Annotated in this window: 19 protein-coding genes; 12 read left to right on the top strand and 7 right to left on the bottom strand. The window is 61.8% G+C overall.

Going from position 1 to position 21,185, the window contains the following annotated elements; all coding sequences use genetic code 11:
- Positions 1–320: 320 nt before the first annotated feature.
- The 3 genes from phhA (at position 321) to LQ215_RS19170 (ending at position 2,754) form a co-directional block, all read left to right on the top strand.
- Complete coding sequence (phhA, locus tag LQ215_RS19160; RefSeq protein ID WP_053120239.1) at positions 321–1,106, top strand: phenylalanine 4-monooxygenase; 786 nt, start codon at positions 321–323, stop codon at positions 1,104–1,106.
- A 98-nt stretch (positions 1,107–1,204) separates the two neighbouring features.
- Positions 1,205–1,561 (top strand): 4a-hydroxytetrahydrobiopterin dehydratase, encoded by a 357-nt coding sequence (locus tag LQ215_RS19165; protein ID WP_003184087.1) that lies wholly within the window; start codon positions 1,205–1,207, stop codon positions 1,559–1,561.
- Complete coding sequence (locus tag LQ215_RS19170) at positions 1,561–2,754, top strand: amino acid aminotransferase (RefSeq protein WP_230152089.1); 1,194 nt, start codon at positions 1,561–1,563, stop codon at positions 2,752–2,754. The genes LQ215_RS19165 and LQ215_RS19170 overlap by 1 nt, the downstream gene beginning before the upstream one ends.
- A 156-nt stretch (positions 2,755–2,910) precedes the next feature.
- Here LQ215_RS19170 and LQ215_RS19175 read toward each other — a convergent pair whose 3' ends face one another.
- Positions 2,911–3,474 (bottom strand): NAD(P)H nitroreductase, encoded by a 564-nt coding sequence (locus tag LQ215_RS19175; protein ID WP_230152090.1) that lies wholly within the window; start codon positions 3,472–3,474, stop codon positions 2,911–2,913.
- Between the two features lie 161 nt (positions 3,475–3,635).
- Between LQ215_RS19175 and LQ215_RS19180 the strand changes: the two genes are divergently transcribed.
- Entirely contained in the window at positions 3,636–5,090 is a 1,455-nt protein-coding gene (locus LQ215_RS19180) for a TrkH family potassium uptake protein (protein ID WP_230152091.1), read from the top strand.
- On the opposite strand, the gene LQ215_RS19185 is transcribed toward LQ215_RS19180, so the two are convergent.
- Positions 5,047–6,108 carry an AraC family transcriptional regulator gene (locus tag LQ215_RS19185; protein ID WP_230152092.1) on the bottom strand — a complete coding sequence of 354 codons (1,062 nt, stop codon included), beginning with the start codon at positions 6,106–6,108 and terminating at the stop codon, positions 5,047–5,049. The two genes, LQ215_RS19180 and LQ215_RS19185, sit on opposite strands and share 44 nt — an antisense overlap.
- Before the next feature lie 160 nt (positions 6,109–6,268).
- Here LQ215_RS19185 and LQ215_RS19190 point away from each other — a divergent pair, with 160 nt between their 5' ends.
- Positions 6,269–6,580: a DUF962 domain-containing protein gene (locus LQ215_RS19190; protein WP_230152094.1), complete on the top strand. Its 312-nt coding sequence runs from the start codon at positions 6,269–6,271 to the stop codon at positions 6,578–6,580.
- A 14-nt stretch (positions 6,581–6,594) separates the two neighbouring features.
- Positions 6,595–7,185: an HD domain-containing protein gene (locus LQ215_RS19195; RefSeq protein WP_230152095.1), complete on the top strand. Its 591-nt coding sequence runs from the start codon at positions 6,595–6,597 to the stop codon at positions 7,183–7,185.
- Between the two features lie 124 nt (positions 7,186–7,309).
- On the opposite strand, the gene LQ215_RS19200 is transcribed toward LQ215_RS19195, so the two are convergent.
- On the bottom strand, positions 7,310–8,128 hold the full coding sequence (locus LQ215_RS19200) for a UDP-2,3-diacylglucosamine diphosphatase (protein ID WP_003199013.1): 819 nt from the start codon (positions 8,126–8,128) through the stop codon (positions 7,310–7,312).
- Positions 8,129–8,263: 135 nt separating this feature from the next.
- On the opposite strand from LQ215_RS19200, the gene LQ215_RS19205 reads away from it, so the two are divergent.
- Positions 8,264–9,013 carry a helix-turn-helix transcriptional regulator gene (locus tag LQ215_RS19205; protein ID WP_230152096.1) on the top strand — a complete coding sequence of 250 codons (750 nt, stop codon included), beginning with the start codon at positions 8,264–8,266 and terminating at the stop codon, positions 9,011–9,013.
- A gap of 222 nt (positions 9,014–9,235) precedes the next feature.
- Complete coding sequence (locus tag LQ215_RS19210) at positions 9,236–10,126, top strand: DMT family transporter (RefSeq protein WP_230152097.1); 891 nt, start codon at positions 9,236–9,238, stop codon at positions 10,124–10,126.
- On the opposite strand, the gene LQ215_RS19215 is transcribed toward LQ215_RS19210, so the two are convergent.
- Positions 10,120–10,407 carry a SelT/SelW/SelH family protein gene (locus LQ215_RS19215; protein ID WP_230152098.1) on the bottom strand — a complete coding sequence of 96 codons (288 nt, stop codon included), beginning with the start codon at positions 10,405–10,407 and terminating at the stop codon, positions 10,120–10,122. The two genes, LQ215_RS19210 and LQ215_RS19215, sit on opposite strands and share 7 nt — an antisense overlap.
- Positions 10,408–10,478: 71 nt before the next feature.
- Between LQ215_RS19215 and LQ215_RS19220 the strand changes: the two genes are divergently transcribed.
- Positions 10,479–12,668 (top strand): patatin-like phospholipase family protein, encoded by a 2,190-nt coding sequence (locus LQ215_RS19220; RefSeq protein ID WP_230152099.1) that lies wholly within the window; start codon positions 10,479–10,481, stop codon positions 12,666–12,668.
- A gap of 167 nt (positions 12,669–12,835) precedes the next feature.
- Here LQ215_RS19220 and LQ215_RS19225 read toward each other — a convergent pair whose 3' ends face one another.
- The 3 genes from LQ215_RS19225 to recQ all read right to left on the bottom strand — a co-directional run bounded on the left by LQ215_RS19225 (position 12,836) and on the right by recQ (position 17,568).
- Positions 12,836–14,776 carry a FimV/HubP family polar landmark protein gene (locus tag LQ215_RS19225; protein ID WP_230152100.1) on the bottom strand — a complete coding sequence of 647 codons (1,941 nt, stop codon included), beginning with the start codon at positions 14,774–14,776 and terminating at the stop codon, positions 12,836–12,838.
- A 113-nt stretch (positions 14,777–14,889) separates the two neighbouring features.
- Positions 14,890–15,324: a MarR family transcriptional regulator gene (locus tag LQ215_RS19230; RefSeq protein WP_003199001.1), complete on the bottom strand. Its 435-nt coding sequence runs from the start codon at positions 15,322–15,324 to the stop codon at positions 14,890–14,892.
- 117 nt (positions 15,325–15,441) lie between these two features.
- Entirely contained in the window at positions 15,442–17,568 is a 2,127-nt protein-coding gene (recQ, locus tag LQ215_RS19235; RefSeq protein WP_230152101.1) for a DNA helicase RecQ, read from the bottom strand.
- Positions 17,569–17,982: 414 nt separating this feature from the next.
- Here recQ and LQ215_RS19240 point away from each other — a divergent pair, with 414 nt between their 5' ends.
- The 3 genes from LQ215_RS19240 (at position 17,983) to LQ215_RS19250 (ending at position 21,169) form a co-directional block, all read left to right on the top strand.
- Positions 17,983–18,570: a YecA family protein gene (locus LQ215_RS19240; RefSeq protein WP_003198997.1), complete on the top strand. Its 588-nt coding sequence runs from the start codon at positions 17,983–17,985 to the stop codon at positions 18,568–18,570.
- Positions 18,571–18,578: 8 nt separating this feature from the next.
- Positions 18,579–18,974, top strand: a complete 396-nt coding sequence (locus LQ215_RS19245) for a YbaN family protein (protein ID WP_230152102.1) — start codon at positions 18,579–18,581, stop codon at positions 18,972–18,974.
- Positions 18,975–19,126: 152 nt separating this feature from the next.
- A complete protein-coding gene (locus LQ215_RS19250) occupies positions 19,127–21,169 on the top strand; it encodes a hypothetical protein (protein WP_230152103.1) in 2,043 nt (680 codons plus the stop codon).
- Positions 21,170–21,185: the final 16 nt, after the last annotated feature.

Raw genomic sequence — 21,185 nt, forward strand, 5'->3', positions numbered from 1 at the left:
GGCGCGAAGCGGCCCTGTTTTTGGGGCCGCTGCGCAGCCCAGCGGGAGCAAGCTCCCTCGCCACAAAGGCTTTTCTGCGTGGCAGCGCAAATAGTCGTCAAGATTATGTGACAGCTGTAGGCCGAATCCCACCGCTAAATCCCGATAACATCGCAACCCCACTCAATTCGTAACGAAAACTTTACGAATATACCTTTCTTTCACCTGCCCCGCCTTTGCCAGCGTGCTGCACATGTCGCTGCTTCGCGGTATCTCTATTGCATCGCTGGACATAACAACAAACACATCTTCCCCCCGAGGGAAATCAGCAGGAGAGCAGCATGAAGCAGACGCAGTACGTGGCCCGCGAGCCCGATGCGCAAGGTTTTATCCACTACACCGCTGAAGAACATGCGGTGTGGAACACGCTGATCACCCGCCAGCTGAAAGTCATCGAAGGCCGTGCGTGCCAGGAATACCTGGACGGCATCGACAAGCTTGGCCTGCCCCACGACCGTATCCCGCAACTGGACGAAATCAACAAGGTGCTGGGCGAGACCACGGGCTGGCAAGTCGCCCGGGTGCCGGCGCTGATTCCTTTCCAGACCTTCTTCGAATTGCTCGCCAGCAAGCAGTTTCCGGTGGCGACCTTTATTCGTACGCGCGAAGAGCTGGATTACCTGCAAGAGCCGGACATTTTCCACGAGATCTTCGGCCACTGCCCATTGCTGACCAACCCCTGGTTTGCGGAATTCACCCACACCTACGGCAAACTCGGCCTACAGGCGTCCAAGGAAGAACGTGTCTACCTGGCGCGCCTGTACTGGATGACCATCGAGTTCGGCCTGGTGCAGACCCCGCAGGGCCGGCGCATCTACGGCGGTGGCATCCTGTCTTCGCCCAAGGAAACCGTGTACTGCCTGTCCGACGAGCCCGAGCACCAGGCCTTCGATCCCCTGGAGGCCATGCGCACGCCGTATCGCATCGACATCCTGCAGCCGGTGTATTTCGTGCTGCCCGAGCTCAAGCGCCTGTTCGACCTGGCCCACGAAGACATCATGGGCATGGTCAAGCGCGGTCGGGAACTGGGCTTGCACGCCCCGAAATTCCCTCCAAAGGCTGCGTGAACCGCGTCTTTTAATCTCAATTGAGTCTGTTGCACGACGCGGCTTTGCTTTAGCGTGGGTGCATCGACGTTTTCAAATATTCGATCCAGGAATAGACCATGAACACTCTGAACCAAGCCCATTGCGAAGCCTGCCGCGCCGATGCCCCACAAGTCAGCGACGAAGAACTGCCGGTGCTGATCAAGCAGATCCCCGACTGGAACATCGAAGTACGCGACGGCGTGATGCAACTGGAGAAAGTTTTCCTGTTCAAGAATTTCAAGCACGCCCTGGCGTTCACCAACGCCGTCGGCGAGATCTCCGAGGCCGAAGGCCACCACCCAGGCCTGCTCACCGAATGGGGCAAAGTCACCGTGACCTGGTGGAGCCACTCCATCAAGGGCCTGCACCGCAACGACTTCATCATGGCCGCCCGCACCGATGACGTGGCCAAGACCGCCGAGGGCCGCAAGTAATGCATTTCGACGCCATCGGCCGGGTACCCGGTGACCCGATCCTCGGTTTGATGGAGGCCTACGCGGCGGACGCCAACCCGAGCAAGTTCGACCTGGGCGTGGGTGTCTACAAGGACGCCCAGGGCCTGACGCCGATTCTTCAGTCAGTGAAACAGGCTGAACAACGGCTGGTGGATCGCCAGACCACCAAGACCTACATCGGCGGCCATGGCGACGCCGCGTTCGGCCAGTTGATCAACGAGCTGGTGCTGGGCGCCGACTCACCGCTGATCCGCGCAAAACGTGCCGGAGCCACCCAGACACCGGGCGGTACCGGTGCGCTGCGCCTGAGTGCCGACTTCATCGCCCAGTGCCTGCCGGGCCGTGGCGTGTGGCTGAGCAACCCGACCTGGCCGATCCACGAAACCATCTTCGCCGCAGCCGGGGTCAAAGTCACTCACTACCCTTACGTGGGCGCCGATAACCGCCTGGATTTCGAAGCAATGCTGGCGGCCCTGAACCAGGCGCCCAAAGGTGATGTGGTGCTGCTGCACGCCTGTTGCCACAACCCCACCGGGTTCGACCTGTCCCATGAGCAATGGCACCAGGTGCTGGAGGTGGTGCGCAGCCGCGACCTGCTGCCGCTGATCGACTTCGCTTACCAGGGCTTTGGCGATGGGTTGGAGCAGGACGCCTGGGCAGTCCGGTTGTTTACCGATGCGTTGCCGGAAGTGCTGGTCACCAGTTCCTGTTCGAAGAACTTCGGCCTGTATCGCGACCGCACCGGTGCGCTGATTGTCTGTGCCCGGGATGCCGAGAAGCTGGTGGACATTCGCAGCCAACTGGCAAACATCGCCCGCAACCTATGGTCGACACCGCCGGACCATGGTGCGGCCGTGGTGGCGACCATCCTTGGCAACCCGGAACTCAAGAGCCTGTGGGCCGATGAAGTCCAGGCCATGCGCCTGCGCATCGCGCAATTGCGCAGCGGTTTACTGGAGGCCCTCGAACCCCATGGCCTGCGCGAGCGCTTCGCCCATATAGGCGTGCAACGCGGGATGTTTTCCTATACCGGCCTGACGCCAGAACAGGTCAAGCACCTGCGCGAGCGCCACAGTGTCTATATGGTCGGCACCGGCCGGGCCAACGTGGCCGGCATCGACGCCACGCGCCTGGACCTGCTGGCCGAGGCTATTGCTGATGCGTGTAGATAACGCCACCGTCGGCCGTTGATTTTGTGGCAAGGGAGCTTGCTCCCGCTCGGCCTGTAGGAGCTGTCGAGCGAAGCGAGGCTGCGATCTTTTGATCTTTCGCTTGAGATTCAAGTGGCAGGAAAAAAATCGCAGCCTCGCTTCGCTCTGTAACAGCTCCTACGCGCCCGTCCACTCGCGGACAAACTGCCCGACATCCTCTTGCGGCGCCGTACGCGCTTCTTTCTGCGGCGTGCCCAGGTAGAGGAAACCGATCACCTCCTCTCCCTCTTCAAGGCCAAGCCCCCTGGCCACATGCGGCGAGTACGCCAGTTCGCCAGTGCGCCACACGCCACCCACCCCTTGGGCATACGCGGCCAACAAGATGCCATGGGCCGCGCAGCCGGCCGCCAGCAGCTGCTCGGACTTGGGAATTTTGAAATGGTCCTGCAGACGGGCAATCACCACCACGACCAGGGGCGCGCGCAATGGGCCGTTGAGGGCCTTTTCCACGACGGCTTCCGATACCAGCGGGTCATTGAAGCGCGCTGCTTCGGCCAGCAGTTCGCCCATGCGATGCCGCGCCTGCCCTTCGACCGTCAGAAAGCGCCATGGCCGCAACTGGCCGTGATCCGGTGCCCGCATGGCCGCGGCGAACATGAGTTCGCGCTGTTCCGGCGTGGGGGCCGGGTCCACCAGGCGCGGGACGGAAACACGGTTGAGCAAAGCGTCGAGAGCCTGCATCGGCCACCTCCTGAAAAAATGTCCGGCTATTCTAGTGGCTGTGCGGCGAGTTCGTTAGCGCAAATTCCACGACCAGGCGCCCACTCGGCGCCGGGTGCCGGTTTACAGGACGCTTGTCACGGGTAGAATGGCGCCCTTCCTTTTTAGCCAGAGCGGATTTCATGGCGTTGCCGACCCTGCGGATCATTGGTTTCATCATCGGCATCTTCCTGATCACCCTGGCGATCTTCATGGTCGTGCCCATGGCCACCCTGATGGTCTTCGAGCGCACCGGCGACCTGCCGTCGTTCCTCTGGTCGAGCATGATCACCTTCCTCGCCGGCCTGGCCCTGGTACTTCCCGGGCGCCCGGAACACATCCACCTGCGCCCGCGCGACATGTACCTGTTGACCGTCAGCAGTTGGCTGGTGGTGTGTATCTTTGCCGCGCTGCCGTTCTTGCTGACCCAGAAGATCAGCTACACCGACTCGTTTTTCGAAAGCATGTCGGGCATCACCGCCACCGGCGCCACCGTCCTGAGTGGCCTGGACAGCATGTCCCCGGGCATCCTGATGTGGCGGTCGCTGCTGCACTGGCTCGGCGGTATCGGCTTCATCGGCATGGCGGTGGCGATCCTGCCCTTGCTGCGCATCGGTGGCATGCGGCTGTTCCAGACCGAATCGTCGGACCGCTCGGAAAAAGTCATGCCCCGTTCCCACATGGTGGCGCGGCTGATCGTGGCGTCCTACGTGGGCATCACCATTCTCGGCACCCTGGCGCTCTGGTGGGCCGGGATGAGCCTGTTCGATGCCATCAACCATGCGATGTCGGCGATCTCCACCGGTGGTTTTTCCACCTCGGACCAGTCCCTGGCCAAATGGACCCAGCCGGCCGTGCACTGGGTCATCATTGTCATCATGATCCTCGGCAGCCTGCCGTTTGCCCTCTATGTCTCGACGCTGCGAGGTAATCGACGGGCGCTGATCAAGGACCAGCAGGTCCAAGGGCTCATCGCGGTATTGCTGGTGACCTGGCTGGTGCTCGGCACCTGGTATTGGGTGACCACCGACCTGCATTGGCTGGAGGCGCTGCGGCACGTGGCGCTGAACGTGACATCCATCGTCACCACCACCGGTTTCGCCCTCGGCGACTACAGCCTGTGGGGCAACTTCTCACTGATGCTGTTCTTCTACCTGGGGTTCGTCGGCGGTTGTTCGGGCTCGACGGCCGGCGGGATCAAGATCTTCCGCTTCCAGGTCGCCTACATCCTGCTGCGGGCCAACCTTAATCAGCTGATCCACCCCCGTGCGGTGATCAAGCAGAAATACAACGGTCATCGCCTCGACGAAGAAATCGTCCGCTCGATCCTCACCTTTTCGTTCTTCTTCGCCATCACTATCTGCGTGATCGCCCTGCTGCTGTCGCTGCTCGGGGTGGAGTGGATGACGGCGCTGACCGGTGCGGCCAGCACCGTGTCCGGCGTCGGCCCGGGGCTGGGCGAGACCATTGGCCCGGCCGGCAACTTTGCTCCGCTGCCGGATGCGGCCAAGTGGATTCTGTCGGCCGGCATGCTGCTGGGTCGACTGGAGATCATCACCGTGTTCGTGCTGTGTATCCCGGCGTTCTGGCGTCACTGACCGCTTCAGGCTGGCTCGCCAACCGTGCCCGATATTCGCCAGGCGTGGTGTCGAACCAGCGGCGGAAGGCCCGGAAAAAATTGCTCGGGTCGGCAAACCCCAGCAGATAGGCGATCTCCAGCAGCGTCATGCGCGGTTGCGCCAGGTACTGCTCGGCCAGTTCGCGCCGGGTGTCCTCAAGCAAGCTCTGGAAACTGGTGCCCTCTTCCTGCAAGCGCCGCTGCAAGGTGCGCTGCGACAGGTGCAGCGTCTGCGCCACCACGTCACGCTTGGGCTCGCCCTGGGGCAACAGTCGGCACAACACTTGTCGCGCCTTGTGGGTCACACGGCTTTCCGAAAAACGCGCGAGGTATTCACCGGCAAACCGGTCATGCAACTGCGCCATGGCTTCGTTGGCCGTCGGCAGCGGCGCTTCCATGTCGGCCCGTTCAAAAATCAGCGCGTCATAAGACGCACCGAACACCAGCGGCGCGCAGAAGGCACGCTGATAAGGCGCCAGTTCCAGGGGGTCGGTGCCTTGGAACAACACTTTTACCGGGTGCAAGGTACGCCCGGTCAGCCAGTTGCACAGGGCCAACGCACAGGCCAGGGACGCTTCGGCGCTTTGGCGAGTGGGGGGTAAATGGTCGCCGTGCACCGTCAGAATCAGCCCATAGCCTTCTTCCAACCGACGAAAGCTCAAGTCGGCGCTTTCGGCAATGATCCGCTGGTATCGCACCAGTCGCTGGAAACCCTCCGCCAGCGTGCGACTGGACATCAAGGCGTAGCCCGCCACATGAAACGAGGCCGGGCGCACCACTTTACCCATGTTCAAGCCAATGGCCGGGTTACCGGACAATTCCACCGCCCGTTGCCAGAGCCGCGTCATCGAGTCCTGGGGGAAACGTGCATCCGGATCATCCAGCGCCTCAAAGTCCAACCCCAGTTGCTTGAACAGCACCCGACAATCCAGACCGTCCATTTCCAACGCCTTGACAATCCCCATCGCCCAGCTTGAAGAAGTCGTTCGTTCGTTCATGACGTTTTACTTGCATGACGAGCCGCAGGGTACGGCTGGATTTGCGAAGGATACTAAAGTGGCGCCGATTGTCACTGGCTGTTGCTAATGATGGCTCTAGACTTCAATCAAGTTGATGAATGCAAATCTCACCAGAACAATAACCACAGAGTCTGCAGTCGTGGAAAACACCAAACGATTCAATACCTTCGCCGAGTTCTACCCGTATTACCTCGGCGAGCACAGCAACAGCGCCTGCCGACGACTGCATTTCATCGGAACCTCCCTGGTCATCCTGATTTTCGTCACGGCCCTCGTCGTGGGTAGCGGGTGGCTGTGGCTCGCCCTGCCCGTAGCCGGCTACGGCTTCGCCTGGGTCGGGCATTTCTTTTTCGAAAAGAACCGTCCTGCCACCTTCCAGCACCCGTTCTACAGCCTGCTCGGCGATTTCGTCATGTACCGCGACATGCTGCTGGGCAGGGTGGCGTTCTAGCCAAAGGATTGCCTATGAACACTCATGCACGCTTTACCCACATGCGGGACGGCACCCAGGAAGACTGGGCGATCATCGCCGCCGACTTCAGCGCCTATGCCCGGCAATTGCCGGGCCGGGTCCTGGCCCACTTGAAACTGCTGGACGGCGACTTCGGCGGATTCCCGGTGGATCGCCTGACCCACTCCCTGCAAACCGCCACCCGCGCCTACCGTGATGGGAGGGATGAGGAGTATGTGATCTGCGCCCTGCTCCACGACATCGGCGACACCCTGGGTTCGTATAACCACCCGGACATCGCCGCGGCGATCCTCAAGCCCTTCGTCAGCGCCGAAAACCTGTGGATGGTGGAAAAACACGGGATTTTCCAGGGCTATTACTTCTTCCATCACCTGGGCATGGACCGGCACCTGCGCGAGCAGTTTCTCGAACATCCGCAGTACCAGGCGACGGTCGATTTTTGTGCGAAATATGACGCGGCCGCGTTCGATCCCGAGTACGACACGCTGCCGTTGAGTTTCTTCGAGCCGATGCTGGAAAGGGTGTTTGCTACGCCTAAGCAGTCGATCTACAAGGCGGCGATGACTGGGCAGCCTTCTGGCTGACAGATTGCTGGGGACCGCTGCGCGGTCCATCGCGGGCAAGCCTTGCTCCCACAGGTGTTGCCTGCTCTCATAGGCGGTGAGTACTTGTGGGAGCAAGGCTTGCCCGCGATGGCGTCATGAAGGCCTACACCGGCTCAGTCACTTTCAACTCAGTCTTGGCCAGTGCCTCCCGCGCCTGGGCCTCCGCCAACCGATACAGCTCGATCGACCCGTCCCAGTGCTCGATCAGCGCCGTGCAGGATTCGACCCAATCGCCACAATTGAGGTACTCCACCTCGCCCACCATACGCATCTCGGCATGGTGGATATGCCCGCAGACCACGCCATGCAGTTCGCGCTTCACACACTCGTGGGCGATGGCTTCTTCGAAATCGCTGATGAAGCTGACGGCGGTCTTGACCTTGTGCTTGAGGTACGCCGACAACGACCAGTAGCCGTAGCCGTAACGGGCCCGCCAATGGTTGAGCCAGCGGTTCAGCGTGAGCGTGAACTCGTAGGCCGAATCCCCGAGGAACGCCAGCCAACGATGGTACCGGGTGATGACATCGAACTGGTCGCCATGGATCACCAACAGGTGCCGACCATCGGCAGTGACGTGCACCGCTTCGTCCACCAACTGGATATTGCCCAGGATCAGCTTCGAATAGCGCCGCAGGAATTCGTCATGATTGCCGGTGACGTAGATCACCTCGGTGCCGCGCTTGCTCATGGTCAGCAAGCGGCGAATGACGTTGGTGTGGGCCTGGGGCCAATACATGCCACCGCGCAGTTTCCAGCCGTCGATGATGTCCCCCACCAGGTAGATCTTGTCGGCGTGGTAACCCTTGAGGAACTGCGACAAATGCTCGGCCTGGCAGTCCCGGGTGCCCAGGTGCACATCGGAAATCCACAGGGTGCGAACACGCTGTTTGCGGCTGGGTCTGGCGAGCTCGGCGCTGGTCATTGGGCAACCCTCTGATCGTTTTTGCCACTGTGCACGCCAGCGGTTAATGGCCCATGACAAACACAAGTCCATTGCATGACAGCGCCTGGCGTTGCGCCCCCGGTGTATGCTGGCGGCCTGACACGGGAGACCGCGATGAGACCGATCCTCACGCTACGCCACTACAGCCACGACTTGATCGTCCACAGCCATGACCACGCCCAATTGGTGTTCGGGTTGTCTGGCGCGCTGGATTTCGAGGTCGAAGGGCATGGCAGCCAGGTGGTGCAACAAAGCTTCGTGGTGATACCGGCCGGCGCGCATCACGCCTGCGGCAGCCCCAACGGCAGCCGTTGCCTGGTGTTGGATGTGCCCAGCGATGACTGGGTCGGGCAATGCCTGGGGGATCACGCCGACGCCAGCCGTCGTTTGCTCGACGACACCGCTCGCCTGCCCCTGGATACGGGGCAAAGCCAGTTGGTCAGCTGGTTGGCGGGGAGCCCGGTGGACGATCCGGTGATCGCCCAGCAAGGCGCGGTGCTGCTGCTGGCGAGTCTCAATAGCGCTCGCCAGCAAACCCTCGGCGGCCGGCGCCTGCCCTACGCCGCACTCAACGCCCACATCGACCAGCACGCCGCCTATCCGCTGCTGGTGGCGGACCTGGCGCGAGTGGCCGGCCTCTCCAGCGCCCGCCTGCACGCGCGCTTCGTCGCCGAGTGCGGGCAAACCCCGATGGATTACATCCGCAGCCGCCGCTTGCACAAGGCCGTAGCGTTGTTGCGGGATTCGCCGTTGCCCATCGGTGAGATCGCCCACCGCGTCGGCTACAGCTCGCAAAGTGCCTTCGCCGCGGCGGTGCTGCGCGAATTCGGCGTCTCGCCGGGCAAGCTGCGGCGTCAGCGCTAGATTCGCGCTAAAAATCGCTAGGATCGCGACAGACACTGCCGCCTCACCCACGCTTAAATACTAGGGGACGATCTTGTGGGAGCGAGCTTGCTCGCGATTGCTATCTGTCAGTCAATATCTGCATTGCCTGAACCACCGCTTTCGTCGGATCGCCGCCCGGAGCAAGCTCGCTCCCACAGAAGACACTCGCCAGTTGCCCCACTGTCTGTTGAAAGGATTGAAATGACACCCCGTACCGCCCTCGGCGCCCTGCACATTGGCGCACTCATGTTTGGCCTGACCGGTGTATTCGGCAAACTCGCCGCAGCCTCGCCGGCGGTCATTGTGTTCGGTCGCGCCGTTTTCGCCGTGCTCGCCCTGGCGATGTTTGCCCGGTTCGCCAGCAACAGCCGCTGGCAGAAACTGCGGGCCCAGGATGGCCGGCGCTTGCTCCTCGGAGGGCTGTTACTGGCTGGGCATTGGGTAAGTTTCTTCATCGCCGTGAAGGTGGCCGGCGTGGCGGTCGCCACGCTGGGGTTCGCCAGTTTCCCGGCCTTCACGGTATTGCTTGAAGGATTGATTTTCCGCGAACGGATTCGCGCCAATGAAATCGGGTTGGTGGTGTTGGTGAGCGTCGGCCTGGTGTTGGTCACGCCGAACTTCGACCTGGCCAGCGGCGCCACCACTGGCCTGCTGTGGGCCATGTTCTCGGGGTTGCTCTTTTCCCTGCTGTCATTGACCAACCGCGCCGGTTCGGCGCACGTCCCGCCGGTGCAGGCCGCGCTGTGCCAGAACGTGGTGGTCGGGTTGTGCCTGCTGCCGATGGCCGCGCCACAATTGAGCGACGTTCGCCCCATCGACTGGTTGTGGATCGGCTTGCTCGGCGTGTTCTGCACCGGCCTGGCCCACAGCTTGTTCGTCGCCAGCCTGGCGGTGATCAAGGCCCGTACGGCAGCGGTGGTGTTCGCCATGGAGCCGGTCTACGGCATCGCCATGGCCTGGTGGCTGTTCGATGAGAGCCCGACCCTGCGCATGCTGCTGGGCGGCGTGGTGATCATCGCGGCCATCGTGATCTCAAGCCAACTGGGCGGTTCGAAGAAACCGGGGGTCGGCGCCCAAGCCGCGTCTCACTGAACCCGATCGTTGTGGCCCAGGTCCCGCTCCGGGTCGATCCGATCGCGGACCCGCTGCTTGAGCACCTTGGCTTCGGGAAAACCACCATCGGCCTTGCGCTCCCAGATCTGCGTGCCGGCGCAACTGATATGGAACACGCCGCCAGTGCCCGGCACCAGGGACACTTTGCTCAAGTCGTCGCCGAAGGTGCTGAGCAGTTCCTGGGCCAGCCAGGCGGCGCGCAGCAGCCATTGGCACTGGGTGCAATAGGTGATGACGACTTCCGGTTTGTGTTCGGTCATTGTGGGTGGACTCCTGGGTTCGAAGGCGTCGCTATAATACCCGCCTTTGATCGCCCGCCCCGAGATTGACCATGCGCCGCCTGCTTCCCCTCTTGCTCCTGCTGCTACTGCCCCTTTTCGTCCAGGCTGGCGAAGCGCCACGCCCGAAAATCGGCCTGGTGCTGTCTGGTGGCGCGGCGCGGGGACTGGCCCACATCGGCGTGCTCAAGGCCCTGGAAGAGCAAGGCATCAAGATCGATGCAATCGCCGGCACCAGCATGGGCGCGGTAATCGGCGGGCTGTATGCCTCGGGCTACAAGATCGACGAACTGGAAAAACTCGCCCTGGGCATCGACTGGCAACAGGCCTTGTCCGACGCACCGCCACGCAAGGACGTGCCATTCCGACGCAAGCAGGATGACCGGGACTTCCTGGTCAAACAGAAACTGAGCTTTCGTGACGATGGCAGCCTCGGCCTGCCCTTGGGGGTCATCCAGGGCCAAAACCTGGCCCTGCTGCTCGAAAGCCTGCTGGCCCATGCCAGCGATACACGGGACTTCGACAAACTGCCGATCCCGTTTCGCGCAGTCGCCACCGACATCGCCACGGGCGAAAAAGTCGTGTTTCGCAAAGGCCACCTGCCCAAGGTCATTCGCGCCAGCATGTCGATCCCGGCGGTATTCGCCCCGGTGGAACTGGACGGCCGGCTGCTGGTGGACGGCGGCATGTCCGACAACATCCCGCTGGACGTGGCCCGGGAAATGGGCGTGGACATCGCCATCGTGGTCGACATCGGTACGCCGCTGCGCAATCGCAAGCAACTGGTCACGGTGGTCGACGTGCTGAACCAATCGACCACGCTGATGACCCGGCGCAACTCTGAAGAGCAACTGGCAACGCTGAAGAAAGACGACGTGCTGATCCAGCCGGCGCTGGCAAGCTTCGGCTCCACCGATTTCGGCCGGGCCCAGGACATGATCGATGCCGGTTACCGTGCCACGCGGATACTCGAGGCACGCCTGGCGCCTCTACGCCCATCCGAGGCGCCCGACGCCGAGCTCATGGCCGCGCGCACCCCCAGCGAGCGCACACCGGTCATCACCGCCATTCGTGTGGAGAACGACTCGAAAGTCGGCGATGAGGTGATCCGCTATTACGTTCGCCAGAAGATCGGCGAGCCGCTGGACCTGGGCCGCCTGCAGACCGACATGGGCACGCTGTACGGCCTGGATTACTTCGAACAGGTGCAATACCGCGTGGTCCGCAAGGGCCCGGATCACACGCTGGTGATCAGCGCCCGGGGAAGACGCACCGGCACCGACTACCTGCGGCTGGGGCTGAGCCTGTCGGACGACATGCGCGGCGACAGTGCTTTCAACCTGGGGGCCAGCTATCGGGTCAACGGCATCAATCGCCTGGGCGCCGAATGGCTGACCCGGGCGCAGATCGGCGACAAGCAGGAACTGTACAGCGAGTTCTACCAGCCATTGGATGTCGGCTCACGCTACTTCATCGCTCCCTACGGGCAGTTCGAATCGCGCAACGTGGAGGCTATCCTGGACAACGATCCGGTGGCCCAGTATCGCGTCGAGCGCTATGGCTTCGGGCTGAACGTGGGCCGCCAGATCGGCAACAACGGCGAAATCCGCTTCGGCGTCGGCCAGGCCTGGGGCAAGGCGGATGTGCGCATTGGCGACCATGACCAGCCCAGCGAAAACTTCAATGAAGGTTTCTATGAGCTGAAGTACTCCTTTGATTCCTTCGACAACGTGTATTTCCCCCACGAAGGAGAAGACATCGGCCTGACCTGGCGCCAATACGAACCGGGCCTGGGTTCCGACCAGCGTTACCGCCAGTGGGAGTTCAAACTGGACAAGGCCCTGAGCAGCGGTCCGGACACCTTCATCCTGGGCGGGCGCTACGGCCGAACACTGGACACTGCCGAGGTCGTGACGTCCAGCTTTGTGCTCGGTGGCGCGCGGCAACTGTCAGGCTTTCGCGAAGACGGGGTATCCGGGCAGAACATCAGCCTGATGCGCGCCGTGTATTACCGCCGCCTCACACCGCGGGCCTACCTGCCACTGGACTTCCCGCTGTACATCGGCGGCTCATTGGAACGTGGTCGGGCCTGGAACAATGACAACGAATTCGACAGCGGCTACATCAACGCCGCCAGCATTTTCCTCGGTTTCGATACACCGCTGGGGCCACTGAATTTCAGCTATGGCTTTAACGACGATGATGAACAGGCGGTGTACCTGAACCTGGGGCAGACGTTTTGAAGGGTTGGGTGTTTGCCTGGGCTAGTTTGATGGCCTGACAGACCGCTATCGCGAGCAAGCTCGCTCCCACATTGGATCTTTGGCAGACACAAAATCCATGTGCACCGCAAAACCTGTGGGAGCGAGCTTGCTCGCGATGAGGCCAGCCGCTACAACCTCGAAGGCACTTAGCGAATCCCTGCCAGCAGCACCCGGGCAGTCTGCTTGAGGGGTTCGTCGCCCTCTTCGAGCAGTTCTTCAAGCAGAGAGACGGCAGTCTTCAGGTCGCCATCGTCGATGCAGTTCTGTGCCTGTTCCAGCTTGACCGAATGTTCCGGGGCCTGGGGTTCAAGGGCCAGCGGCTCGAGTTCCAGCGACTGTTCTTCGTCGGCAAAGCTATCGAGGAAAGCATCGTCCAACGACTCGGTTTCCAGTGGAGCTTCCCATTGCAGCTCCGGTTCGTCGAACCCTGAAAGCGAAAAGCTCTCGGCGCAAGGAGGTGAAACAGCCTCCTTATCAACCGTGTTGTCCTGGGCATCGGCGAGGTCCCAGCTGGTTTCCATGGACAGCGCATCCAGGTCCAACTCGAACTCGTCACCAGGCACCGGCTCAGGTTCAGGAGCAGGTGTCGTAACAGGTGCAGGCGCAAGAACCGGTACCAGAGGTTGCATCGACGCCACCGTCGGCGCGGCGATCAGGGCAACCTTGGGGTAGCGCCCGCGGATCTCCTCCAACGTCCCGGCATCGATACCCTGTGCCTGTAGATGATGTTCTTGGGCCTGGAAACCAATGACATCGCCCTGCTTGCCCAGTACCTCCAGCAATTTGAGGCCCAGGTCGGTGCGTTCCGGCTCCGCCAGCAACGCGGCGCGCAACAACCCTGCGGCCTCGGTGAAACGGCCGTAGGTCAGGTAGATCCCGACGCCCTCCAGCACATCACCCAGGGGCGTATCCCCGTTGTTGAACGATGCCGCGGTCTCGGACGGCTCCGCATCGGGGATTGACGCAAAGGTTTCGTCGCCCTCCTCCAGCATCGGCTCGGGACGCCCGGTCATCGGCTCCAACTCGGCCTGCTGCTGTCGACGCCGAACGAACAGTAACAGCGCCAGCAACCCCAACAGGCCCACCAGCCCCGCCACCCATGTCCAATTGTTGCCCTCTGGTTCTGCTACCGGCTCTGTAGCGGGTTGCGCGTCCGGCGCCGGTTGCGCTGCAGGAGGCGCCGGTTGCGGTTGCGCTTGCGGCTGCGCCGACGCAACGGAAGCGGGTGTAGCTTCGGCCAGCCGGGCCTGCAATTCGCTGATCTGCTGGCGCTGGCCAGCGATTTCCTCGTCCTGGGCCTGGAGCCGGGCCTGCAGTTGCTCGATCGTCTTCTGTTGTTGCTGGTTTTGCAGCACGCTGGCGGCCATTTGCTCATCGGGTGCGGCGGGGGCCTGGCCGGCCGGGGTTGCAGTAGACGTCGGCAACACGGCCGAATCGGGCAACAACAAGCGCTGGCCGATGGAAAGCCGGTCGCTGCCGGGGTTCAAGGCCTGGATGCCTTGCATCAACTCATTGACCGACGCGTTGCTGCCGGCGTCATGCAGGCGCTTGGCGATGAGCCAGGGATTGTCTCCCGCCACCACGGTGTAGCGCTTGCCCTGTACCGCCGGGGGCGGCTTGATGGACTGCGGGGCCTCGGAAGGTTCTTCACGGACCGGCACGATACCCGGCGTGCCCGGCGGGTCGATCAGCACGGTGTATTCGCGCAGCAGGCGCCCGTTGGGCTGATTGAGCTGCACCAGGAAATTGAGAAAGGGTTCTTCCACCGGTTTGCTGGAGGTCACCCGAATGAAGCTGCGCTCCCCGCGCAGAACCGGCGTGAAGCGCAGGTTATTGAGAAAGAACATCCGCTCCACGCCCGCACGACTGAAATCGTCCGGGCTCGCCAGGCTGGCCGACAGATCGCCCTCACCGATCCCGGCCACATCGACCAGGGCGATATCAGCGCGCAACGGCTGGTTCAGGGCGGAATGAAGCGTGATCTCGCCAAGTCCCAGCGCCGACGCCAAGGCCGAATATCCCAGGGCACCCACGACGACCGACACGTTGACCCAACTGCGCAACGTGGACTGCAAACTTTCAAGCATGGGTATCCCTTTCGACTGCCAGACTGAGCGTAAACGCATCCAATACGATCACTTAGTACTGGTTATAGTTCGCTAATCGCCGAATCTCAAAAGTCTGGCGCCAGGGATATGCCTCAGGATTTTTCCAGGTTGGCCAAGATCGTCCCGTGGACCCGCATGCACACGCGCATGTCTGCTTCGTCGACCCCTTCGAACAGCTCACGACGCAGCTGCGTTGCAATGGTTTCGATTTGTTCGATCAACGGTAGGGCTGGTGCGCAGAGCACGATCTTCTTGGCCCGGCGGTCCTCGGCCACGGCCTGGCGCTGCACCAGCCCCTGGGTTTCCAGGCTGTCGAGCAACCGGGCCAGGGTCGGGCCTTCGACGGCGACGCTCTGGGCCAGTTCACGCTGGGTCGGCGCCTGTTCGAAACGGGCCAGGTGCAACAGCACCAGCCAGCGCGCCTGGGACAGGCCCAGCCCGGCCAGGCGACGATCCAGTTCGGCACGCCAGCCTCGAGACATCTGCGCCAACTGCATGCCAAAACGGTGTTGATCGGTTAACGGCATAAAAAACTCATCAGATCTGAAATAGAGAAAAACTAATTATTAGTCAGCTAAGCATGAGCTTGGGGTTCAAGCAAGGCTCGCCTTGTACTGAATCGTTAAAGGAACGCAACTCACTGATCAGACTTCAAATTCCGACTGCAACGCAGCCCTGACGCAATACAGCACGCCTTCGGGAACCCGTCCGACAAACAGTGCGGCAATTTCAGACACCGGTGGTAACTCGCCTTCGCCATCCAGGAAGGCATCCTGCACCTCTCCCATCAGTTCTTCGGGTAGATCCAGCGCCTGTTCCAGGGATAACTGCTGTTTGCCGATGGCCTCGGCCAGCATCGTGTAGACGTTCTTTTCCGAGCACTGCAGTTGCCCGGCGATCTGCAATGGCGTCATGCCGGCCCGGGCCAGCGTGATGAGTTCATGGCGCACATCGGCCACCGCTTTCGGTGCTTCGGCTTCGCCGCCCAGGACCTGGAGGAAGGCTTCGCCGTAACGCTCCAGCTTGCGCGCCCCCACGCCGCTGACCCGGGCCATTTCCGCCAGGGAGGTGGGCTGGCTGCGGAGCATTTCCAGCAGGGTCGAGTCGGGGAAGATGACGTATGGCGGCACGCCGTGCTCCTCGGCCAGCTTGCGCCGCAAGGCCCGCAAGGCTTCCCATTGATCGCGTTCTTCGCCACGCACCAGTTGGCTGGCCTGGCTCTTGCTGCTCTTGACCGCGGTTGCCGGCTTGAGATCGCGGCGCAGTTCGAGGGTGACTTCACCTTTGAGCAACGGCCGGCAAGTCGCACTCAGGCGCAGGCCGCCGTAGCCTTCCAGGTCGATGTCGGCCAGGCCGCGGGCCACCAGTTGTCGGAATAATGACCGCCACTCACTTTCGGTGCGCGCCTTGCCCACGCCGAACACTGAAAGATGCTGGTGGCCGAAGTTGCGGACCTTCTCGTTGTCCTTGCCCAGCAACACGTCCACCAAGTGCCCGACACCATAGCGCTGGCCGGTGCGGAAGATGGCCGACAAGGCCTGGCGGGCCGGTTCGGTGGCGTCCCAGGTTTCCACCCCATCGACGCAGTTGTCGCAATGCCCGCAAGGCTGGGGCATGTCTTCGTCAAAATAGGCCAGCAAGGTCTGGCGACGGCAGCGGGTTTCTTCGCACAGCGAGAGCATCGCGTCGAGCTTGTGCTGCTCCAGACGCTTGTGGCGCTCGTCGCCTTCGGAGTTCTGCAGCATCTGCTTGAGCATCACCACGTCTTGCAGGCCGTAGGCCATCCAGGCATCGGCCGGCAAGCCATCACGGCCGGCACGCCCGGTTTCCTGGTAGTACGCCTCGAGGGACTTGGGCAGGTCCAGGTGCGCGACAAAGCGCACGTTGGGCTTGTCGATGCCCATGCCGAAGGCAATGGTGGCCACCATGATCAGGCCTTCCTCGTTGAGGAAGCGCTTCTGGTGATAGGCCCGCAGGTCGTTGGGCAGGCCGGCATGATAGGGCAACGCCGGGAACCCCTGCTCACACAGGAACGCCGCCACTTCATCGACCTTCTTGCGCGACAGGCAATAGACGATGCCGGCATCGCTGCGGCGTTCGGCGAGGAACGCCAGCAACTGCTTGCGCGGCTGCTCCTTGGGCACGATGCGGTAGAAAATATTCGGACGGTCGAAACTGGACAGGAACCGCTCGGCATCCTGCAAATGCAGGCGCTCGACGATTTCCTCGCGGGTGCGCTTGTCGGCGGTGGCGGTCAGGGCGATACGCGGCACGTCGGGGAACAGTTCCGCCAACTGCCCCAGTTGCAGGTATTCGCGACGGAAATCGTGGCCCCATTGGGACACACAGTGGGCTTCGTCGATGGCGAACAGAGCAATTTCCAGGCTCTGCAGGAACGCCAGCATGCGCGGCTGCACCAGGCGTTCCGGGGCCAGGTACAACATCTTCACTTCGCCGCGCTTGATGCGCGTCGCCAGGTCCCGCTGCTGCTCGGCGCTGAGGGTGGAGTTCAGCGAAGCAGCGGCAACCCCCAGCTCTTCGAGGGTCGCGACCTGGTCGTCCATCAATGCGATCAGCGGCGAGACCACCACGGCCAGGCCATTGCGCAACAGCGCCGGGACCTGGAAGCACAAGGATTTGCCGCCGCCGGTGGGCATGAGCACCAGGGCATCGCCACCGTTGGCCACGCGCTCAATAATGGCACCCTGGCGGCCACGGAAACTGTCGTAGCCGAAGATGTCCTTGAGGACGCGTTGAGCCTGTTCGAGCATAGAAACTCCAAAAATCACCGAAACATCCCTGCAAGGCTGGTTCAGAATCACAAACGCTGCACCGGCAAATCGTAAGTGTGCGTTTCGAACCGGCGGGACGCCGCAGGGCATCACAAAACGCGGCAGTATACCCGAGGCCTTCGTTGCAAAGGGGGCTGCTGACAAGAGGCGCTAGCGGCGAGTGCTGGGCAAGGTCCGAACCTGTGGCGAGGGAGCTTGCTCCCGCTGGGTGGCGAAGCCGCCCCCAAAAACAGGGCCGCTGCGCGCCCCAGCGGGAGCAAGCTCCCTCGCCACAGATCGCCCTGACATTGAGTCATGCCCGGCCAACAAAGAGGCAAATACGCCACGCGGCTGGCCTGAGGGCTCAAGAAGGCCTAGAATTCCCGCATTGTTTATTCCCCAAGGTAGCCCGTAATGTCCTTCGCTGAGCAACTGACCCGCCTGCAAGTCTTCCTCGACGCCGATGAGCTGCACGAAGAGGCGCTGGACTACGTGGCCGCTCACGGCTATCTGACCGCCCTGTCCATCTGCGCAGAAACGGTGCCGGACCGTGAGTGGATCGACGCCCTGTTCGCCGAAGAGCCGCATTACAGCGACGAAGCCCAGCGTGCCGAAATCGAAGCCACGCTGGTCGGCCTCAAGGCCCACATCGCCCGCCAACTGGCTTCCGACGAAGAATTCGAACTGCCGTGCGACCTGGACCTGGGCGATGACCCGGACGATTCGGAATTGCGTGGCTGGTGCATCGGTTTCATGGAAGGCGTGTTCCTGCGCGAAGCCGCCTGGTTCGAAACCGCCGAAGAGGAAGTCAGCGAAATGCTGCTGCCGATCATGGTCGGTTCGGGCCTGTTCGACGAGCAACCGGAGTTTTCCGACATCGCCGCCGACGCCAACCTGATGGACGACATGATCGTCCAGATCCCCGAAGCCCTCACCGCCCTGTACCTGCTGTGCAACGCACCGGACGAGAAACCGGCGATCCTCAAGCCTCGCCACCACTGAGTGACCGGGTGCCCTCGCCAGTCGGCAATCGCCCGCTGATCCTGCGTTACGTTCTGTTGGCCATCGGCTGGCTGAGCGTAGCGCTGGGGGTCATCGGCATCTTCGTTCCCGTACTGCCCACCACCCCTTTCCTGCTCCTGGCGGCGGCCTGTTTCGCCCGCAGCTCGCCGCGCTTCTACCAATGGCTGGTCGAACATCCCCGCCTCGGCCCGTGGATCCGCGACTACCTCAGTGGCAACGGCATCCCGCTCAAGGGTAAGGTCTACGCCATCGGGCTGATGTGGGCGAGCATCCTCTTTTCCTGCTACCTCGTGCCCCTGCCGTGGGCCCGGGGGTTCATGCTCACCAGTGCGGTGCTGGTGACGATCTATATCCTCAGGCAGAAGACCCTGCATAGATCCTGAAACACCCTTTCTATTCGCTCCTCCTCGCCAGCCCAACCGTTCGTCCAATCCCTTCCCGCACCTGTCAACCCTGACAGTAGCCAGCCCTTCCAACCCGATGTCTGATATTCCTGCCGCTGGAAGCCCGCGCGCCCCCTTATCAGGTAAACAACATGGACATCCAATCCTCCACGCTGGACGAACTGTTCGATTTACACCCCGTGATCATTTTGGGTTGGGTGCCGTCCGTACAACCGGCCGGCATCGCGGCAGGTGGCATCCCCAAGAGTCTTTACGACGATCAACCGCGTGGCCTGAGATGTCTGATCGATCCATGGACCGAGCTGCAGCGACGTTCCTGGACGATGGCAGTGGATGATCGAGCCGATTTGTACCTCAATGACGATCCGTTCCCCCTGGATGGCAAGGACGTGGGCCCCGGGGAGGAACAACTGCGCATGGAATTGCATGTGCCCCATGGGCGGTTATTGGATGGTGTGAATCGGTTGTATTACAAGGTGAGCCGCCCCAGTCAAAACGGCGAAACTTCGAGGGACCTGACAGTGCTGTATCACCTGAGGGCACCCGGTGAGCCTGCGCCCCAAGGGCTGAATCTGGTGATCCCGCCGGACGTCATGACGGACGGAGTCAGCGCCGAGCGGGCAGCGCAGGGTGTGGAGTTCGGTTTCACCTACACAAATCAGCGAAACTATGACCGCATCAACTTCTTCCTGGGCACCGTGAACGTTGCGTTTGAGGTGCCGGCGGATACGATACCGGTGACGCGCACACTGTTTACCGAGACTTTCCTACAGGCCGGTAACAACCCGTATACGGCGCTGCAGTTCAGCGTGACGGACCAGTTGGGGAACGCCAACGCGTCGCCGATCAAATATATTGATATTCACCTCGATACCGTCTCTAAACCGATCATCAGCGGCGCAGCAGGTGCCAACGGCCCCATCGAAAACGGCGGCATTACCCCCGATACCACCGTCACCTTCACCGGCACCGCGCAGCCAAACGGGGCAATGGATTTTTTCCGTGATCAGACGCCCTTGGGAAACATCACTGCCAGTCCCACCGGCACCTGGACCTATACGGCTACCGGACTGCCGATCGGGTTACTCAGTTTTACGGCAGTGGCCAAGTATGGCGAAGGATTGACCTCAAACGTCTGGCGGTTCACCGTGCAAAGCGCGAATGTCGAGTTGCGGATCGATCGGGTGGAGGATGGTAATGGCAATGATATTCCTCAGGTTTCAAGCACGCCGTATCGACAGGTAGTGGTGCACGGGAAAGGAACCGCGTCCAGCAATGTGGACCTTTTCGAAGGGGCCACGCCGGTGGGCACTACACGCAGCGATGCCGTCGGCGTCTGGCGATGTGTAACCAGTACGCCTTTGAGGGTGGGCAGTATTGCCTTGACGGCGCGATACGCAGGAACGGGAACTTCGTCTAATTCCTGGCCATTGGTTGTCTACCAGGCTGTGAATCATCAATCGACATTCGCCACCGACTACGATAACTGGGCAAAAGGTCCTGCTGCGAGTGACAGTAAGGACCTGGTGCGCGTGAATGACCCAACAGACGGCTGGCTGTTGCAAAACATGACGTACACCAACAACAGCCACGGCATCATCTTGCACCGGTCGTTCGCGGTCCTGGGTGGAGCGGACTATGAATTCGCCATCAGGACCCGCCGAATCGTAACCCCAACCCCCGCCACGCCGTCGCTCAACCTGGAAACAAACACCTCACAAGGCGAAATGTTCCCGCCGACGCCCCTCACCCAAAATTGGACGAACCTTGCGGGTACGCTGAAAGCGACGGCGAATGCCGAGGTTGATTTCAGAATCAAGAACGCTACCGCATCAGGAGATGGCAACGACTATCAGATCAAGACAATCTGGGTCTGGCAACGACTGCGGCCCAGTATCCTGACCATGATCGACAGCAACGGCGAACACGTACCCAATGGCGGTACTACCACCGCCGGGGCCGCCCACTTCAGCGGTTTTGCACTACCCGGCATGTCCCTGGTCATCTTCGTCAATGGTCAACCCGCCGGCGTGGAACGAGTCGCGGACAGTGAAGGCCATTGGACGACGGCGCCAGTTACCATAAGCGGTCCGGGGCGCAAGGAGTGCCGGGTGGAGGCCCAGTATTTGAACGGAACAATGGCTTCGCTGAGCTGGATAATCCATTTCGTCTGACTCGATAAGACAGCCT

It is taken from the genome of Pseudomonas brassicacearum (assembly GCF_918698105.1).
Lineage (GTDB): Bacteria > Pseudomonadota > Gammaproteobacteria > Pseudomonadales > Pseudomonadaceae > Aquipseudomonas > Aquipseudomonas brassicacearum_F.

Coding starts and splice junctions, on each gene's coding strand:
- LQ215_RS19240 (WP_003198997.1), top strand. CDS start 17,983: ATGTCCTTCGCTGAGCAACTGACCCGCCTGCAAGTCTTCCTCGACGCC.
- LQ215_RS19170 (WP_230152089.1), top strand. CDS start 1,561: ATGCATTTCGACGCCATCGGCCGGGTACCCGGTGACCCGATCCTCGGT.
- LQ215_RS19165 (WP_003184087.1), top strand. CDS start 1,205: ATGAACACTCTGAACCAAGCCCATTGCGAAGCCTGCCGCGCCGATGCC.
- LQ215_RS19215 (WP_230152098.1), bottom strand. CDS start 10,407: ATGACCGAACACAAACCGGAAGTCGTCATCACCTATTGCACCCAGTGC.
- LQ215_RS19195 (WP_230152095.1), top strand. CDS start 6,595: ATGAACACTCATGCACGCTTTACCCACATGCGGGACGGCACCCAGGAA.
- recQ (WP_230152101.1), bottom strand. CDS start 17,568: ATGCTCGAACAGGCTCAACGCGTCCTCAAGGACATCTTCGGCTACGAC.
- LQ215_RS19250 (WP_230152103.1), top strand. CDS start 19,127: ATGGACATCCAATCCTCCACGCTGGACGAACTGTTCGATTTACACCCC.
- LQ215_RS19205 (WP_230152096.1), top strand. CDS start 8,264: ATGAGACCGATCCTCACGCTACGCCACTACAGCCACGACTTGATCGTC.
- LQ215_RS19230 (WP_003199001.1), bottom strand. CDS start 15,324: ATGCCGTTAACCGATCAACACCGTTTTGGCATGCAGTTGGCGCAGATG.
- LQ215_RS19200 (WP_003199013.1), bottom strand. CDS start 8,128: ATGACCAGCGCCGAGCTCGCCAGACCCAGCCGCAAACAGCGTGTTCGC.
- LQ215_RS19185 (WP_230152092.1), bottom strand. CDS start 6,108: ATGAACGAACGAACGACTTCTTCAAGCTGGGCGATGGGGATTGTCAAG.
- LQ215_RS19210 (WP_230152097.1), top strand. CDS start 9,236: ATGACACCCCGTACCGCCCTCGGCGCCCTGCACATTGGCGCACTCATG.
- LQ215_RS19225 (WP_230152100.1), bottom strand. CDS start 14,776: ATGCTTGAAAGTTTGCAGTCCACGTTGCGCAGTTGGGTCAACGTGTCG.
- phhA (WP_053120239.1), top strand. CDS start 321: ATGAAGCAGACGCAGTACGTGGCCCGCGAGCCCGATGCGCAAGGTTTT.
- LQ215_RS19175 (WP_230152090.1), bottom strand. CDS start 3,474: ATGCAGGCTCTCGACGCTTTGCTCAACCGTGTTTCCGTCCCGCGCCTG.
- LQ215_RS19180 (WP_230152091.1), top strand. CDS start 3,636: ATGGCGTTGCCGACCCTGCGGATCATTGGTTTCATCATCGGCATCTTC.
- LQ215_RS19220 (WP_230152099.1), top strand. CDS start 10,479: ATGCGCCGCCTGCTTCCCCTCTTGCTCCTGCTGCTACTGCCCCTTTTC.